18 protein-coding genes are annotated in these 15,466 nt (G+C 71.1%); 9 read left to right on the top strand and 9 right to left on the bottom strand.

The window, feature by feature from the left end:
- Positions 1–413 precede the first annotated feature (413 nt).
- Complete coding sequence (locus RY076_RS21920; RefSeq protein ID WP_323101769.1) at positions 414–878, bottom strand: hypothetical protein; 465 nt, start codon at positions 876–878, stop codon at positions 414–416.
- An 827-nt stretch (positions 879–1,705) separates the two neighbouring features.
- Here RY076_RS21920 and RY076_RS23700 point away from each other — a divergent pair.
- From RY076_RS23700 to RY076_RS21905, 4 genes are all read left to right on the top strand, one after another.
- On the top strand, positions 1,706–1,864 hold the full coding sequence (locus RY076_RS23700) for a DUF1660 family phage protein (protein ID WP_413785817.1): 159 nt from the start codon (positions 1,706–1,708) through the stop codon (positions 1,862–1,864).
- Between the two features lie 131 nt (positions 1,865–1,995).
- Positions 1,996–2,583, top strand: a complete 588-nt coding sequence (locus tag RY076_RS21915; protein WP_323101767.1) for a hypothetical protein — start codon at positions 1,996–1,998, stop codon at positions 2,581–2,583.
- A 95-nt stretch (positions 2,584–2,678) separates the two neighbouring features.
- Positions 2,679–2,981: a hypothetical protein gene (locus tag RY076_RS21910; RefSeq protein WP_323101765.1), complete on the top strand. Its 303-nt coding sequence runs from the start codon at positions 2,679–2,681 to the stop codon at positions 2,979–2,981.
- Positions 2,982–3,248: 267 nt separating this feature from the next.
- A complete protein-coding gene (locus RY076_RS21905) occupies positions 3,249–3,626 on the top strand; it encodes a hypothetical protein (RefSeq protein WP_323101763.1) in 378 nt (125 codons plus the stop codon).
- A gap of 213 nt (positions 3,627–3,839) precedes the next feature.
- On the opposite strand, the gene nusB is transcribed toward RY076_RS21905, so the two are convergent.
- Entirely contained in the window at positions 3,840–4,253 is a 414-nt protein-coding gene (nusB, locus tag RY076_RS21900; RefSeq protein ID WP_323101760.1) for a transcription antitermination factor NusB, read from the bottom strand.
- 17 nt (positions 4,254–4,270) lie between these two features.
- A complete protein-coding gene (gene efp, locus RY076_RS21895) occupies positions 4,271–4,834 on the bottom strand; it encodes an elongation factor P (RefSeq protein WP_323101757.1) in 564 nt (187 codons plus the stop codon).
- Positions 4,835–5,038: 204 nt separating this feature from the next.
- Between efp and RY076_RS21890 the strand changes: the two genes are divergently transcribed.
- Positions 5,039–7,096 carry a HelD family protein gene (locus RY076_RS21890; RefSeq protein WP_323101755.1) on the top strand — a complete coding sequence of 686 codons (2,058 nt, stop codon included), beginning with the start codon at positions 5,039–5,041 and terminating at the stop codon, positions 7,094–7,096.
- Between the two features lie 3 nt (positions 7,097–7,099).
- Here RY076_RS21890 and RY076_RS21885 read toward each other — a convergent pair whose 3' ends face one another.
- Positions 7,100–8,011 (bottom strand): intradiol ring-cleavage dioxygenase, encoded by a 912-nt coding sequence (locus tag RY076_RS21885; protein WP_323101754.1) that lies wholly within the window; start codon positions 8,009–8,011, stop codon positions 7,100–7,102.
- Between the two features lie 175 nt (positions 8,012–8,186).
- On the opposite strand from RY076_RS21885, the gene RY076_RS21880 reads away from it, so the two are divergent.
- Genes RY076_RS21880 through RY076_RS21870 form a run of 3 tightly spaced genes read left to right on the top strand, consistent with a single transcriptional unit; the run spans position 8,187 to position 10,643 of the window.
- Positions 8,187–9,275 carry a hypothetical protein gene (locus tag RY076_RS21880; RefSeq protein WP_323101753.1) on the top strand — a complete coding sequence of 363 codons (1,089 nt, stop codon included), beginning with the start codon at positions 8,187–8,189 and terminating at the stop codon, positions 9,273–9,275.
- Positions 9,276–9,285: 10 nt separating this feature from the next.
- Complete coding sequence (locus RY076_RS21875) at positions 9,286–10,095, top strand: DinB family protein (protein ID WP_323101751.1); 810 nt, start codon at positions 9,286–9,288, stop codon at positions 10,093–10,095.
- A gap of 50 nt (positions 10,096–10,145) precedes the next feature.
- Entirely contained in the window at positions 10,146–10,643 is a 498-nt protein-coding gene (locus tag RY076_RS21870; RefSeq protein WP_323101750.1) for a pyridoxamine 5'-phosphate oxidase family protein, read from the top strand.
- Positions 10,644–10,668: 25 nt separating this feature from the next.
- Here the strand turns inward: RY076_RS21870 and aroQ are convergent, their stop codons facing one another.
- The 4 genes from aroQ to aroC all read right to left on the bottom strand — a co-directional run bounded on the left by aroQ (position 10,669) and on the right by aroC (position 14,026).
- Positions 10,669–11,103, bottom strand: a complete 435-nt coding sequence (gene aroQ / locus RY076_RS21865; protein WP_323101749.1) for a type II 3-dehydroquinate dehydratase — start codon at positions 11,101–11,103, stop codon at positions 10,669–10,671.
- A gap of 9 nt (positions 11,104–11,112) precedes the next feature.
- The gene (aroB, locus tag RY076_RS21860) at positions 11,113–12,240 is read right to left on the bottom strand and encodes a 3-dehydroquinate synthase (protein ID WP_323101748.1); all 1,128 of its coding nucleotides are present in this window, start codon (positions 12,238–12,240) and stop codon (positions 11,113–11,115) included.
- Positions 12,237–12,728: a shikimate kinase gene (locus RY076_RS21855; RefSeq protein ID WP_323101906.1), complete on the bottom strand. Its 492-nt coding sequence runs from the start codon at positions 12,726–12,728 to the stop codon at positions 12,237–12,239. The genes aroB and RY076_RS21855 overlap by 4 nt, the downstream gene beginning before the upstream one ends.
- A gap of 77 nt (positions 12,729–12,805) precedes the next feature.
- A complete protein-coding gene (aroC, locus tag RY076_RS21850) occupies positions 12,806–14,026 on the bottom strand; it encodes a chorismate synthase (protein ID WP_323101746.1) in 1,221 nt (406 codons plus the stop codon).
- A 130-nt stretch (positions 14,027–14,156) separates the two neighbouring features.
- On the opposite strand from aroC, the gene RY076_RS21845 reads away from it, so the two are divergent.
- Positions 14,157–14,855, top strand: a complete 699-nt coding sequence (locus tag RY076_RS21845) for a class I SAM-dependent methyltransferase (protein ID WP_323101903.1) — start codon at positions 14,157–14,159, stop codon at positions 14,853–14,855.
- 44 nt (positions 14,856–14,899) lie between these two features.
- Here RY076_RS21845 and RY076_RS21840 read toward each other — a convergent pair whose 3' ends face one another.
- Positions 14,900–15,199, bottom strand: a complete 300-nt coding sequence (locus tag RY076_RS21840) for a hypothetical protein (RefSeq protein WP_323101745.1) — start codon at positions 15,197–15,199, stop codon at positions 14,900–14,902.
- Between the last annotated feature and the right edge of the window lie 267 nt (positions 15,200–15,466).

The raw sequence follows: 15,466 nt of genomic DNA, 5'->3' as shown, positions 1-15,466 counted from the left end.
GGGATGACAGTGTGAGCCCACTCGATGTACACGCCGCGACAAGCAGTTCGGGATCGTGTCGCGCGTCGATTCTCGTGGCATCTGGCGGTGGAGCGACCCGACTGTTGGCGCAGCCTGCCAGTGCTGGCAGCAGCGCCATGGCAAGCCACCACCGCTTCCCACGGCCTGACCGTCTCGTCCCCATTGGTGCCCCCTGTCGGTGACGGTCACGCTAGACCGCGACGTCGTGGCGCATGGCCGGAGACCGAGCAGCGATCAGAAACCGTGACCTTGTCGTATGGGGCCGACAGAAGCGGACGCGGTGGCGGGACCCGGCAAGGCGAACCAGTGCTCATCGGCACGACCGCGCTGACCGCGGCATGTCCGAACGCTGCGCGCGCATCGGCGGTGACGGCGAGGAACTCGCGGTGGCGCTAGCAGTAGACGGCTCCCTGTATGTCGGCCTCGGTGCCGGCCTGAATATGGTCACCTGAGCCGCGGTACAAGAACTGCGCGTTCGAGAGTGCGTTGAGCTGAGCCATGTCGAAGTCGATCCCCGAGGCGCCCGCGGAGGGTTGCCGTTGAACGTAAAGAGACATTGCCTCCACTGGGGCTTTCGTGAGCGTGTTGAGGGAGCGGATGGTCTCGCCGGTGGTGCTGCCGAATAGGGGCCACGTGACGAGATGCCCTTCGTGCAGATCCTCACGTCTGAGTCGCCATTGCGCCTGAGTCTTGGGCGAAGTCTTTTCGATTTGATCAGTGGGCGTCAGCAGGGCGGTGTCCGGGGCATCAGCGCACACCACCATCCCTCCAACGAGGACGCCGTGGCTGTCACGGCCGACCACGACGAAGCCTGGAGGCCGTGGCGTGCATCCGCCCATCAGCATGGCGACGATCACCGCGAGACTGGCCACTACAGCCTGGGGGTGAGGCGTAGTCAATTGCGAGTGGCTCAACTGTCGCCTCCATTCACGGGCCGGATGCCCCCGCCGAATGCTAGTTCCGGAAGGTTTGGAGCGAGCCCGGGCGCGCAAAAGCTTTCGCCGACGCGCCGCCGATTCGGAACCGGTCGGACTGCCGTCCCATGCGCGGCATGAGCGGACGTTCGTACAAAGGGGCGTGTGGCGGGACGATCGACCCTTAGTCTCTGCGCATGACTGACGAGTCCCGGGCCAGTCTCCATCTCACACCTGCTCATTCACAGACGCATGATTCCCATGGCACCCACTCGCCGCTCCCGCAGACGAAAACCTTGGCGAAGTCGCGTATCCGGGTCGCTTGTGCGGGCGTTGAGCTACTTGGCGCCGCCGTCTACATCACCTACTTCCTCACCGCCGCGGGGCCGGCTCCCTGCTCGAGGACCTTCTGGGTTTGGGCACTGATCCCGCCGGCTTGGTTCTTGCTCCTCATCGTCGTTGGACTGCCCTAGGCCCACCAGCGGGACGCGCCCGGCAACGTATCGCTGGCCTGGGAACCGCCGTGGCCACGATGGCTCTTGTTGGCACGGGCCTGGTGATGCTGGCGTCCGTCGGTCAGGCGGCGGCCAGCAGTTGCTAGTCACGGGCACGGTGCGTGGGGCTCTCGACGCGTCGCACCAGTAGCGGCATGAGCGGACGTCTACGCGAGGCGAGAGTGCAGTTCATCCAGCGTGACCACGCTGAGCGGCTTCACGCCCGGGTATAGCGAAAGCACGACGATCTCCGTCTTGCGCGAGGACGATGGGCAAATGGCCCGCCTACTTTGCACGGTCATAGGACACAGGTGGTCGCGTGAACGGATGCCCAATCGCACGGTTAGACGCACCTGCAAGCGGTGCGGCGAGGTCGACATCGTTGAGAAGGACATGGAGCCACCGTTCGGCATCGGCGGGAAGGGTCATTACTAGGCGGGCGCGTGCTCTGGCTTGACGGGCGCGATATTCATACGCGCAGCGACAGGACCACCCGCGTCGGTCGTGCCCGACTCGCGGCATTTCCGTACGTCGTCCGCTCCTCCGTCCCTGCCAGACTCTGCGGCGTGAGTATGGGTGACGTAGCGGAATGGTTCGACGGCGCTGACGGACGCGACGCCGGAGAGCAGTCCTTCCTCGCCGCCCTCCGAGCCGCCGCCGGAGCTTCTTCCTGGAGCATTTCTCCAGAGGAGACGAGTTGCATGGCCTTCGGAGCGCCTCTCTACCTCTCGGTGGATCTCCCCGCCATGACCACGTTTCCCGGCAACCGAGCCGCTCGACAGCTTGAACTCGCGCTGTGGCCAACCGATTCGCACCAGGGTCTCCGCCTCGACGGCGACTGGGGTAACGACAGCACGCCGCTCGACGACGTCTGGTTCATCGACGGCGGACGCCTGCAGGTCGTCGGAGTGGAGGCGAGTGCCGACGATCTCGCACAGTGGGCCATTCGGTGGATCGAGCGCCAGCTGGCCCGCCGAATCCGCTTTCGCCAATGGAGGGTGGGCGGCGCCGCCGCAACCATGGAGGACACCGGTGAGGCCGTCGGCCTCAAAGCGGGCCCGTGGGGCCGTATTGGCGCGCCAATCTTCGACACGGTGGTTCCGGCGAGCCAGCCCCATGACCTTTTCGCGGACAGCCAGCGGACGGACCAGTAGCGCACATTCCGGTCGACGGGCGGCCCATAGGTTGACGGTTCAGTCAGGTTGCGGCATGAGGGGCTGCCACGCAGCGCCCGTGTGAGACTGCGATTGTGCGTAAGCGAGTGAACCAGGAGTTGCTGGAACGCCATCGTCGAGTTCAGTCCGTGTCACCGCCGATGCCTCCCCAAGACGCGTCCGATGCCGAATGGGACGCGTGGGGGGACCTTCAGGACCTGCAGGCGATCTTGGCTGGTTTGGTCAGCCGCGCAGGCGAAGGCCAGACGGAGCAGGACGACAACCATTGGCACAACGCCGTCAGCGATCACCTTGCCAATCCCGCCGTGCTTGCCCTGCTCGGCGAGGCAGCCCACGATGCGCGCGCCCTCGCTGCGGCCCTTGGCGAGAGTGGCTGAACGGTTCGCGCAGTCCCAGCGACTCGCGGCATGTCAGTGCATCAGGTTTGGCTGGCTGGCGACTCGGTCGACCTGGTGCGTCTTGCGCCGCCCGCAGCAGCCCCGAACACCGCCGCGGGTAGGAGCGCGTAGAGGGTCCGCCTGGCAGTCAGTATGGCCGGAGGCTAGATGCAGACGGGAAACCAGTGAGACGCTTCACCTGCGGTGCTTCCGGGGCATCGGTGTTGGCGGCAGATGCCGACGGTCTGATCGTGATATCAAGCGACCGTGGAGATGATGCGGGGTGAGGATCTGCTGTCTCTGGGCGGCTGGGATGTGCGCTGCGCCAAGATACTGGTTACGGCGGCGTGTAACGACAGGGGGCTAGCACTGGTTGACACCAACGGCGATGGTCGGTTGATCGAGTTCACACAGTATTGGTGTGACGACGCCGGCCGCTGGCAGGAGGGCCCCTCCTCCGGACCGGAGCCGAGCTACGAGGGATTTCAAGCCCAGGGCGAAATGCCGCCCGGCGGAGCGTACCGGTACGCCTATGGCCGTGCAGCGGCCCATGACCAGGTCTCCTTGGTGCTCGCGGGGCGGGAGATCGGTGTTCAAGCGACAGAAGCCGGGTGGTGGGCGGTAGTGATACGCGCCGGTGGCTGAGGACCCCGCTCGAGGGAGTGCTTCGTCGGCGCGCACGAGAACGAGGCTACTGTCGCGCGCCCTCATCGGCACGATCGCAACGTCCCATCATCGGCATGAGGGGACGCTCTTTCACACACGGCTGCGCTGGCCTTGTCTCGGCCTCACTGGTACGACGAAAGGGCACCCACCAGCCTTGGTGGGTGCCCTTTCGTCGGAGCGTGACGGCGTCGGTCAGACAATCGTCGCCTTGACCTCGGCCAGTCGGCTGAGCAGGCCGTTGACGAACGACGGGGACTCGTCGGTCGACAGCTCGGTCGCGAGCGCGACGGCCTCGGAGATCGCGACACCGTCGGGGATCTCGTCGTTCCAGAGCACCTCCCACGCACCGAGGCGCAGCAGGGTCCGGTCGACCGCCGGCATCCGCTCGATCGTCCACCCCTGGCTGTAGTCGGTGAGCGCGGCGTTGATGTCGTTCCAGTGCCCGACGACGCCGCGCACGAGGTCGGCCGTGTACGGGTTGTTGGCCGCCCGGGACTCGCGGTCGGCGAGGCGCTCCTCGAGGAGGGTCACGGCGTTGATGCCGCGCTGGTCGGCCTCGAAGAGGATGTCGAGGGCCCGGGCCCGGGCCTTGGTGCGTGCAGCCACGTGGTTTCCGAGTCCGATCAGTCGTTGACGCGGCCGAGGTACGACCCGTCGCGGGTGTCGACCTTGACCTTGGTGCCGGTCTCGAGGAAGAGCGGCACGTTGATCTGGGCGCCGGTCTCGAGCGTGGCCGGCTTGGTGCCACCCGTCGAGCGGTCGCCCTGCAGGCCCGGCTCGGTGTGGGTGATCTCGAGGACGACCGACGCCGGCAGCTCGACGTAGAGCGGCGCACCCTCGTGCGTGGCGACGATGGCGTTCTGGTTCTCGAGGAGGTAGTTCGCGGCGTCGCCGACGGTGGTCTCCGACACGTTGAGCTGGTCGTAGGTGTCGGTGTCCATGAAGACGAAGTCCGAGCCGTCCTTGTACAGGTACTGCATCGTCCGCTTGTCGACGTTGCTCGTCTCGACCTTGACGCCGGCGTTGAAGGTCTTGTCGACTACCTTGCCCGACAGGACGTTCTTGAGCTTGGTGCGCACGAACGCGGGGCCCTTGCCCGGCTTGACGTGCTGGAACTCGACGACGGACCAGAGCTGGCCCTCGAGGTTGAGAACCAGGCCGTTCTTCAGGTCGTTCGTAGATGCCATCTGCTGGAAACCGCTTTCGTGTGCCGGCCGGTGGACGCCCCGCGGGCGCGCCGGGACCCGGTCGCTGTCATGTCCTGGAAGTTGCCGCGCAAGTCTAGCCGTGGGCCCGCCCGAACGCGGAATCGCCGGTGCCGCGCCACGTGCCCGGGGGTGTAGGCTCGCCCGTCCCCCATCGTTCCCCGGCCTGAGAGAGGCGGCTTCGTCATGCCCGCGCCCGACGCTGCGACGACCGAACCGATGCACGCCGAGCTGGTCCGCGAGCAGGCCTTCCTCGACCGGGCGCGGGCCGAGCTGAACCGGATGCGCGAGGCCGCCGAGGCGCTCGATGCGTCGCGCGCCAGCGACGCCATCAGCGGCGAGGTGCTCTCCAGGGTCCTCGCCCGCCGCATCGCCTCGTTGCAGGACGACCCGCGCACCACCCTCTTCTTCGGCCGCATCGACATCGACGCGGACGGTCGCCCTGCCGAGTCGTTCCACGTCGGGCGCCGGCACGTCAGCGACGAGGCCGGCGACCCGGTCGTCGTCGACTGGCGGGCGCCGGTGTCGACCGCCTTCTACCGCGCGTCGCGCCTCGAGCCCATGGATGTCGTGCTGCGGCGCCGCTTCGGGGTCGACCACGGCCGGCTGACCGCGATCGAGGACGAGCACCTCGAGGCGGCGACCACCGCCGACGACGTCGACGGTGGCTCGCTGCTCGCGGCCGAGATCGAGCGCCCGCGCACCGGCCCGATGCGCGACATCGTCTCGACGATCCAGCCGGAGCAGGACGAGATCGTCCGCAGCGACGTCACGACGACGATCTGCGTGCAGGGCGCCCCGGGCACGGGCAAGACCGCCGTCGGCCTGCACCGTGCGGCGTGGCTGCTCTACTCCTTCCGCGAGCGCCTCGACCGCTCCGGCGTACTCGTCGTCGGCCCCAACCGCGCCTTCCTCGACCACATCGGCGCGGTGCTCCCCTCGCTCGGCGAGGTCCGCGTCGGGCACGCGACGATCGACACGCTCCTCGACCACGGCCGCGTCCGGGCCGACGAGCCCGCCGACGTCGCCACGCTCAAGGGCGATGCGCGTCTGGCCGCGGTGCTCCGCCGGGCCGTGTGGTCGACGGTCACCCGGGCCAGCGAGGCGCTCGTCGTGCCACGCGGTGTCCGCAAGTGGCGCGTCCCCGCGTACGAGGTGCAGGACGTCCTCGACGAGCTGGCCGCCCGCGGCGTCCGGTACACCGCGGCGCGCGACCTGCTGCCGATGCGCCTGGCGCACCACGTGCTGCTCGGGATGGAGCGCGACGGCGACGCCCCCGACGACCGGGTGCAGGAGTCGGTGGCGAAGTCACCCGCCGTGAAGAAGTACGTCGCGTCGGTGTGGCCGGCGCTCGACCCGCAGGCGGTGCTGCACCGGCTGTGGTCCGACCCCGACGCCCTCTCCGCCGCCGCGGAGGACGACCTTAATGCCGAGGAGCAGCGGATGCTGCTGTGGGACAAGCCTGCTCGCACCAAGGGCGCGGCCCGTTGGAGCCGAGCCGACATGGCGCTGCTCGACGAGCTGGCCGACCTGCTGACGCGCGTGCCGAGCCTCGGACACGTCGTGCTCGACGAGGCGCAGGACCTCTCCCCCATGCAGCTGCGCGCCGTCGGACGCCGCTGCTCCACCGGGTCCGCGACGGTCCTCGGTGACATCGCACAGGGCACGACGCCGTGGGCGACGTCGTCGTGGGATGACGCCATGCGCCACCTCGGCAAGGACGCGCACGACCTCGTCGTGCTCGACCGCGGCTTCCGCGTGCCGGCCCTCGTCATCGACTACGCCGCCCGGCTGCTTCCAGCCATGGCGCCCGGGCTCGGCGCGCCGGTGTCGGTGCGCTCCAACCCCGGGCGTCTCGACGTCGTCCCTACTGCGTCGGGCGCACTCGTCGACGCGGTGGCCCGGGTCGTGCGTGAGTCGGCCGTCGAGCCCGGCTCGGTCGGCGTCATCGCCCCCGACGCGATGGTCGCCGACGTCGCGGCGGGCCTGACCGCGGCGGGAATCCGCCACGGCCGCCTGGACCTCGACCACGGCGACGACGAGGACCACCAGGTGGAGGTCGTGCCGGCGAGCGTCGCCAAGGGTCTCGAGTTCGACCGCACCGTCGTCGTCGAGCCGGCGGCCATCGCGGCGGCCGAGCCCGACGAGCGCACCGGCCTGCGCCGTCTCTACGTCGTGCTGACCCGAGCCGTGTCGGCCCTGACCGTCGTCCACGCCGAGCCGCTCCCCGAGACGCTCGCCTGACCTTCAGACGCCGACGGTGAGGGCGGCCGTGTAGCCGTCGGTCGCGTTGCCCGACATCGTCGCGAGCTGGTGCACGCCGCCGTCGTCGCCGAAGACGTTGTCGCGCTCGAGGCTGACCTGCGCGAGGTTGGCGACGCTCTGCTCGTATCCGCTCGTCGCGTAGACGGACTCGCACGCCGCCTGCGGCAGCGCGATCTGCGACGTCTTGACGATCGGCCCGCTCGACGTCGCGTCGTCGACGGAGGCATAGACCTCGAAGTGGACGTGCGGCCACCGGCCGGAGTAGCAGGCGGGGAAGATCGAGGTGAAGGTCGCCGTGCCCGACGCGTCGGTCACCTGGACGCCGCGCAGGTAGTTCTCGTCGGCGGCGCCCTGCGAGTACATGGAGTAGTTGCCGTCGCGGTCGCAGTGCCAGACGTAGACGGCGGCGCCGACGCGGGCCGAGCTCGTCGCGGCGTCCTTGACGGTCAGGTTGATGGTGAGGGGCACGCCGTCGGCCGTCGTCGTCGACGACCCGAAGCTGCTGCGGATGTCGCGGCGCACGATCCCGGAGTCGTCGAGCACGTCCTGACCGTTCGACCCGTCGCCCGGGTAGGGGCCGGCCGTCTCGTCCGGGGCTTCGACGAGGGTCGCGTCGGAGCTCGCAGCGGCACTCGCAGCAGCGCTCGTGGAGGCGCTTGCAGCGGCGCTCGTGGAGGCCGCCGACGAGGACCCCGTCGTCGACGCGGCTCCGGTGCTGCACGCGGCCACGGCACCCGCCACCCCGAGGCCGCCGAGCAGCGTCAGGGCGCGCCGCCGGTCGAGCAGCGTGCCGAGGTCGTAGCGCAGGCCGCGGTCGTGGTCCTCGACGGACCGGCCCTGCTCGTCGACCCACTCGTGCTCGTCGGACCGGGTAGGCTGTTCGCGCTGGGTCATGGTCGTGCCTTCCGTCCCGGGCCGAGTCGGCGTGCTGGCCCTCCTCGTCCCGAGGGTGCCCGGTGCCACCATGCTCGCGCGGTGTCCGTGCTGTGGGTCGGCTGTGGACGGACAGCCCCCGGCGCCCACCGCGCCGCGGTCAATTCGCTGGCGTCGTGGCGGTCCGCGGGCGAGCATGTGTCGCGTGGTGAGCGAGCAGCGGCTCCCGCCCCAGGGCGGCCTGCCCCCGGCCCAGCAACCGGAGGAGTCGACGTCGGACGCCGTCGTGGAGATCGCGTGCGACGAGTCCGGGTTCTCCGGCACCAACCTGCTCGACGCCGCGACGCCCCTGTTCACCCACGCGAGCCTCGACCTGCGTATCGACGAGGCCGCCGACCTCACCGACACGCTCCGGTCCGGCGTGCGGTGGTCGCTGCACGAGGTGAAGTCGGGCCCGGTCCTGCGCGGCCCCGACGCGCGGGCCGCTCTCGCGTGGCTCCTCGAGCGCCTCGGTGGGCGGGCGCACGTGCACGTCGTCGACAAGGAGCTGTTCCTCGCCAGCCGCGTCGTCGACGTTCTCCTCGTCGAGCCCTCCTACCTGGCCGGCACGCGACTCGTGGCCGGCGACCGGCCCGCGAGCCTGGCGCTCTTCCGCGCAGGACGCCGTCACGCCGAGCCGTGGCTCGCCTTCCTCGACGCCCTCGGCGCGCTCCTGCGCACCAAGCGTCGCCACCGGCCCGACGCGGACATCGTCGACGCGTTCCTCCTCGCACGTGACGACCTCCTCGGTGCACTCAGGGCGGGCTCTACCGTCGCGTCCACCGCCGTCGAGCTGCTGGCCGCCCTCCGGCGCGAGCGCGTCGCCGACGTGGCGGCACGGATCGCCGACGGCGACCGCTCGGTGCCACCACCACTCGAACCGCTGCTGCCGGCCCTCGCCGAGACCGTGCTCTTCTGGAGCGCCGGCACGCGCCGGGTCAGGGTCGTGCACGACGAGCAGAGTGCGCTGACCGCCGACCGGCTCCGACGACTGCAGGACGCGCTCGCCCGCGCGATGCCCGAATCCCCCTCCCCCCTGACCGGACTCGTCACGGTCGACTCTCGCGACGACCCACGGGTGCAGGTCGCCGACCTGCTGGCCGGCGTCGCCCGCAGGTCGCCGGACGTGCTCGCCGACCCGCTGCTGCGCCCCTACCTGTCACCGACCTCGCTCGTCGACCCGCTCCACCGGCCCGGCGGCGATGCCCACGACCGCTCGGGCCCGTCCGTCGGCGCCGACCGGTAACGTCGCTCGAGTGGACACCAGCCGGGCCCCAGCCGACCACGCACCCAGGGAGTTCCGCGACGCCGACCTGAGCGGAGCGCGCTTCGTCGACACCGACCTCACGGGCGCCGTCCTTCGCGGCGTCGACGTCGACGGCATGGAGGTCGACTCGCCGTGGCTGCTCGAGGGAGGAGCGACCCTCGTCGTCAACGGCGTCGACGTCGCGCCCCTCGTCGAGGCCGAGCTGAACCGGCGCTTCCCCGGCCGTGAGACTCGTCGGGCCGCCGACCCCCAGGGGCTGCGTGAGGCCTGGGAGGTGCTGCAGGGCACGTGGGTGGCCACGGTCGCCCGGGCGTCGGCGATGCCCGAGGGCGCCGTCGAGCAGTCCGTCGCCGGCGAATGGTCCTTCGCGCAGACGCTTCGCCACCTCGTCCTCGCCACCGACCTGTGGCTGGGGCACACCGTGATCGGCACCGAGCGACCGTTCCACCCGCTCGGCCTGGCCAACCCGCGAGCCGGCGACGAGGGCCTCGACATGTCGGTCTTCACCACCGACACCCCCACGTTCGCCGCGGTGCTCGAGGCCCGGGCCGGGCGTGTCGCCCTGGTCCGCGACTTCATCGCCGACGTCACCGCCGAGCAGCTGGCGCAGCCACGGACCAACCCGTGGTCGCCCGACCACCCCGAGACGGTCCTGTCATGCCTGCACACGATCCTCGAGGAGGAGTGGGAGCACCACCGCTACGCGGTCCGCGACCTCGACGCCCTGGCCACCCTCGACGCCGTCGACACGGCGAGCACTGATGTCGAGAACGGGTTGGTGGCTCCGTCCATGGGGTGACGGGGCCCACCGACGAGGCCTCGAGGCACCCGCACCGAGGAGGACGCGCCATGGAGCAGCACCGCATCACCGAGATCCTGAACCGGCCCAGGAGCCGCGAGATGCTCGCGAGAGACATCGTCCGGCTGGGCTACGTCGCTCTCGACGGCACCCCGCGCACCGTGCCGATCGGCTTCTCCTGGAACGGCACCGAGATCGTCATGTGCACGCCGCGCAACGCCCCCAAGCTGGCGGCCCTGCGCCGCAACCCCACCGTCGCCCTGGCGATCGACACCGAGGTGCACCCGCCGACCATCCTGCTCGTGCGCGGGACCGTCCTGCTCGACGACGTCGACGGCATCCCCGAGGAGTTCCTCACGATGAACGGTACGTACGCCATGACGCCCGAGCAGCGCACGGCCTGGGAGGCAGAGGTGCACTCGCTGTACGAGGGCATGGTGCGGATCGTCGTGACGCCCACGTGGGCCAAGCTCATCGACTTCGAGACGACGCTGCCGAGCGCGGTCGAGGAGCTCTACCGGCGCCGCGAGGAGCAGCGCCAGGGCTGACCGCGCGCGCCGGCGAACCCCCGGCTCACACCAGGGCGCGCAGCGCCAGCAGGTAGCTCTGCAGCCCGAACCCGGCGATGGTGCCGGTGGCGACGCCTGCGACGACCGAGGTGTGCCGGAACTCCTCGCGTGCCGCCGGGTTGGACAGGTGCACCTCGACGAGGCTGCGCCCGCTCGTCGTGACGATGGCACAGGCGTCGCGCACCGCGTAGGAGTAGTGCGTGAAGGCACCCGGGTTCAGCACGACGTCGGCGCCGGCGTCGACGGCCTCGTGCAGCCAGTCGACGAGCTCGCCCTCGTGGTTGGTCTGCCGGCAGTCGGCGACGAGCCCGAGGTCACGGGCCTCGCGCTGCACGGCGGCGTGGACGTCCTCGAGCGTGTCGGAGCCGTACAGCTCCGGCTCGCGCGTTCCGAGCCGGTTGAGGTTGGGGCCGGACAGGACGAAGACCGTTGCCGTCATGGCCGGAGTCTAGTGAGCGTCGGCGGCCTGCTGGCGCGACACGAGCTGGTGCGCCTGCTCGAGCACGGCGTCGTCGGGCCCGACGAGGCGCGTCGGTGCCGCGAGGGCGTCGAGCACGACGAACCGCAGCGTCGACCCGCGGGACTTCTTGTCGCGGCGCATCGCTGCGAGCAGGTCGTCCCAGCGCCCGGCGTCGTAGCGGGTCGGCAGGCCGAGCGACTCGAGCACCGCGCGGTGCCGCGCGACCAGCGCGTCGCCCTCGGGCCCTGAGAGGTGGCCCGTGAGGCGGGCGAGCTCGGCCACGTAGACCATGCCGACGCCGACGGCCTCGCCGTGGCGCCACGTATAGCCCTCGACCTGCTCGATGGCGTGCCCGTAGGTGTGGCCGTAGTTGAGGATCTCGCGCAGCGAGCTCTCCCGGAGGTCGGCCGCGACGACGTCCGCCTTGACGCGGACCGCTCGCTCGACGAGCTCGACGAGGTGCGGGCCGTCGGCGCGGGAGGCCGCGGCAGGGTCGGCCTCGACGAGCTCGAGGATGCGCGGGTCGGCGATGAACCCGCACTTGACCACCTCGGCCAGGCCGGCCACGAGGTCGGCGGTGGGCAGCGTCGCGAGCACGTCGACGTCACAGAGGACACCGGCCGGCGGGTGGAAGGCGCCGACGAGGTTCTTGCCCTCGGGCGTGTTGATGCCGGTCTTGCCGCCCACGGCGGCATCGACCATCCCGAGCAGGGTCGTGGGCACCTGGACGACGCGCACCCCGCGCAGCCACGACGCGGCGACGAACCCGGCGAGGTCGGTGACGGTGCCGCCGCCGAGACCGACGACGGCGTCGCTGCGCGTGAACCCGGCCTGCCCGAGCACCGACCAGAGGTCGGCGGCGACGGCCGCGGTCTTGGCCGACTCGGCGTCCGGCACCTCGGCCGCGTGCACCCGGTACCCGCGCGCCTCGAGGGCCCCGGTCACCCGGGCGACGAGGTCGGGCAGCGTCGGCGGGTGCACGAGGAGCACGCGCTCGACTCCCGCGCCGGGACCTGAACCCACGAAGTCGGCGACCCGGTCGAGCACGCCGGAGCCGATGACGACGTCGTACTGGCCGCCGACGCTGATCGTCGTCGGCGCGCCCGCGCCGGTCACGCCCGGTCCGCCTCGAGGAGCACGACGAGCTCGTCGACGATCGCCTCGGGCGCCTTGCCGGCGGTGTCGACGCGGACCGACGCCACGCGCTCGTAGGTGGGGCGGCGGTGGTTCATCATCGTCACCCACGACGCCCGCGGGTTGACGGCCAGCAGCGGCCGCGACTTGTCGAAGCCGATGCGCCGGCTCGCGTCGGCGATGGCGACGTCGAGGAAGACGACGACGTGTCCGCGCAGGGCGTCCTCGGTGAGGGGGTCCATGACCGCGCCACCGCCGAGCGCGACGACGCCGGGCTCCTCGGCGAGCGCGCGCGCCACCTCGGTGCGCTCGAGGTCGCGGAAGACCGGCTCGCCGTCGTCGACGAAGATGTCGGAGATGCTGCGGCCCTCGGCGGCCTCGATGGCCGCGTCGACGTCGTGGAAGGCGACCCCGAGCCGCTGGGCCAGGGCCTGTCCGACGGTGGTCTTGCCGGCGCCCGGCGGCCCCACGACGACCGCGACCGGGCGCTCGCCGCCGGAGGTCGTTGTTGCAGAGCCGGACTCGCTCGGCTCGTTCGCGTCTGTGGTCACCACGTGCGCAGGCCCTCCGGGATCGCCGCCAGGTAGGCGGCATGGTTGCGGGACGTCTCGGCGACCGAGTCGCCACCGAACTTCTCGAGGCACGCCTCGGCGAGCACGAGCGCGACCATTGCCTCGGCGACGACGCCGGCGGCCGGCACGGCGCAGACGTCCGACCGCTGGTGGATCGCGGTGGCCGCCTCGCCGGTGGCGACGTCGACGGTGGCGAGCGCCCGCGGCACGGTGCTGATCGGCTTCATGGCGGCACGCACGCGCAGCGGCTGGCCGTTGGACATGCCGCCCTCGACGCCGCCCGCGCGGGCGGTGCGCCGGGTGATGGTGCCCTCGACGAGGTCCATCTCGTCGTGGGCCTGCGACCCGCGACGGCGCGCGGTCTCGAACCCGTCCCCGACCTCGACGCCCTTGATCGCCTGGATGCTCATGAGGGCCTGCGCGAGGCGGCCGTCGAGCTTGCGGTCCCAGTGCACGTGCGAGCCGAGTCCCGGCGGCAGGCCGTAGGCCAGCACCTCGACCACCCCGCCCAGGGTGTCGCCGTCCTTGCGGGCGGCGTCGACCTCGGCCACCATCGCGGCCGAGCCGGCGGCGTCGAAGGCGCGCACCGGGTCGGCGTCGAGGCGCTCGACGTCCTCGGGCGTCGGCACCGGGGCGTCGGCCTCGACGCCGGCCGTGCCGATGGACACGGTGTGCGACACGAGGCGGATGCCGTAGGCCTGCTCGAGGAAGCGCGCGGCGATCTCGCCGAGCCCGACGCGGGCCGCGGTCTCGCGGGCGCTCGCGCGCTCGAGGACCGGCCGGGCGTCCTCGTGCCCGTACTTCTGCATGCCCACGAGGTCGGCGTGACCGGGGCGAGGACGCGTCAGCGGCTTGTTGCGCGCGACCTCCTTCTCGGCGTTGACGTCGTCGGCGGCGGCGAACGCCTCGTCGGAGACGGCCTCGGGGCTCATGACGGTCGTCCACTTCGGCCACTCGCTGTTGCCGATGCGCACCGCGAGAGGTGAGCCGATCGTCAGGCCGTGGCGCAGGCCGCCGAGGAACTCGACCTCGTCCTGCTCGAACTTCATCCGCGCGCCACGGCCGTAACCGAGCCGCCGGCGCGCGAGCGCCGCCTGCAGGTCCTTGGCCCCGACCTCGACACCGGCCGGCACCCCCTCGACGACGGCGACGAGCGCCGGGCCGTGGGACTCACCGGCGGTCAACCAACGAAACATGACCCGATCCTCCCACGCAGCCCAGATGCGTCTCCGACGCGCCCGCGACGCGGGACGCCCGGCGTCGCTCGGCCGTGGCACCCTTGCACGGTCGCTCCCGACCCGGGAGCCCGCGAGGGAGCGAGACGTGATGAGGCCAGACCACTACGACGGCTTCGCCGCGAGCTACGCGCAGACGAACGACTCCGGCCTCTTCAACGCCCACTACGCGCGACCGGCGATGGTCGCACTGGCCGGCGACGTGCGCGGCCGAAGGGTGCTCGACGCCGGCTGTGGCTCAGGCCCGTTGGCCGAGGACCTTCTCGCACGGGGCGCCGTCGTGTCGGGCTTCGACTCCAGCAGGGCGATGCTCGAGCTGGCGCGCGGACGACTGGGCGAGGGCGTCGACCTGCGGGTGGCCGACATCGGCCGGCCGCTGCCCTACGCCGACGGCGAGTTCGACGACGTCGTCGTCTCGCTCGTGCTGCACTACCTGCAGGACTGGACCGCCCCGCTGGCCGAGCTGCGCCGCGTCCTCAGGCCCGGTGGCCGCCTCCTCCTGTCGGTCAACCACCCGCGCATCCTGGAGTCGAGCGACCCCGATGCCGACTACTTCTCCGTCACCGAGTACTCGGAGGAGTACACGTTCGGCGACCAGCAGGCGGTGCTGACCTACTGGCACCGGCCGTTGCACGCCATGTCCGACGCGTTCACCGAGGCCGGCTTCCGCATCGCGGTCATCAGCGAGCCGCCCTTCTCCCCCGACACCCCGAAGGAGTTGCTCCCCCCGGGCCTCGGCGACCGGACCGCCTTCATCTGCTTCATCTTCTTCGTGCTGGAAGCGCACTGACGGGCGTCCCCCAAGCACGGGAACGCCCGTCAGGCAACGCTCGGTCAGGCCGTGGTCGAGGCCCGGACCTCGTTCGCCACCTCGAACACGGTCTCCTGGGGCTGTTCGGTGAACCCGCCGTCGATGCCCGCCTGCATCCGGGGCATCAGGATCCCGTCACGGAAGGCCTCCCAGCTCTCCTTCGACTCGTGGACGGCCACGATGGTCCAGCCGTCGGCGGACGGCCCGGCCGCGTGGAAGACCTGTCCTGCCGGTAGCCCGTCAGGAGGATGGACCGCCGCGATCGACGCCTCGTACTGGTCCTTGGTACCCCCCTTGAACTGGTGGACGACGCCATAGCTCATACCGGTGCACTCCCTTCATCGGATCGGCCCCGGCCCACAGGGCCACCCGAGAAGGTCTCGGCGGGGCCTTCTTCGACGCTACGCGCGCGGCGACGACGCGTCGACGGACAAAACCGTCGACCCCGGGGGGACGACCCACGCGGCTCATGGCCAACCGGCACAAACGCTCTCGCGAGACTCGCGGACTCGCGGGCTCTCCCGGCCCACCCGGGCACGGCCACGCGGGTACGCTCCGGGCACCGGGGGGAAGAGGTCTCCCCGTGGAGA

The organism is Intrasporangium zincisolvens, from assembly GCF_034724055.1.
GTDB lineage: Bacteria > Actinomycetota > Actinomycetes > Actinomycetales > Dermatophilaceae > Monashia > Monashia zincisolvens.
This window is presented reverse-complemented; position numbering and strand designations above follow the sequence as displayed.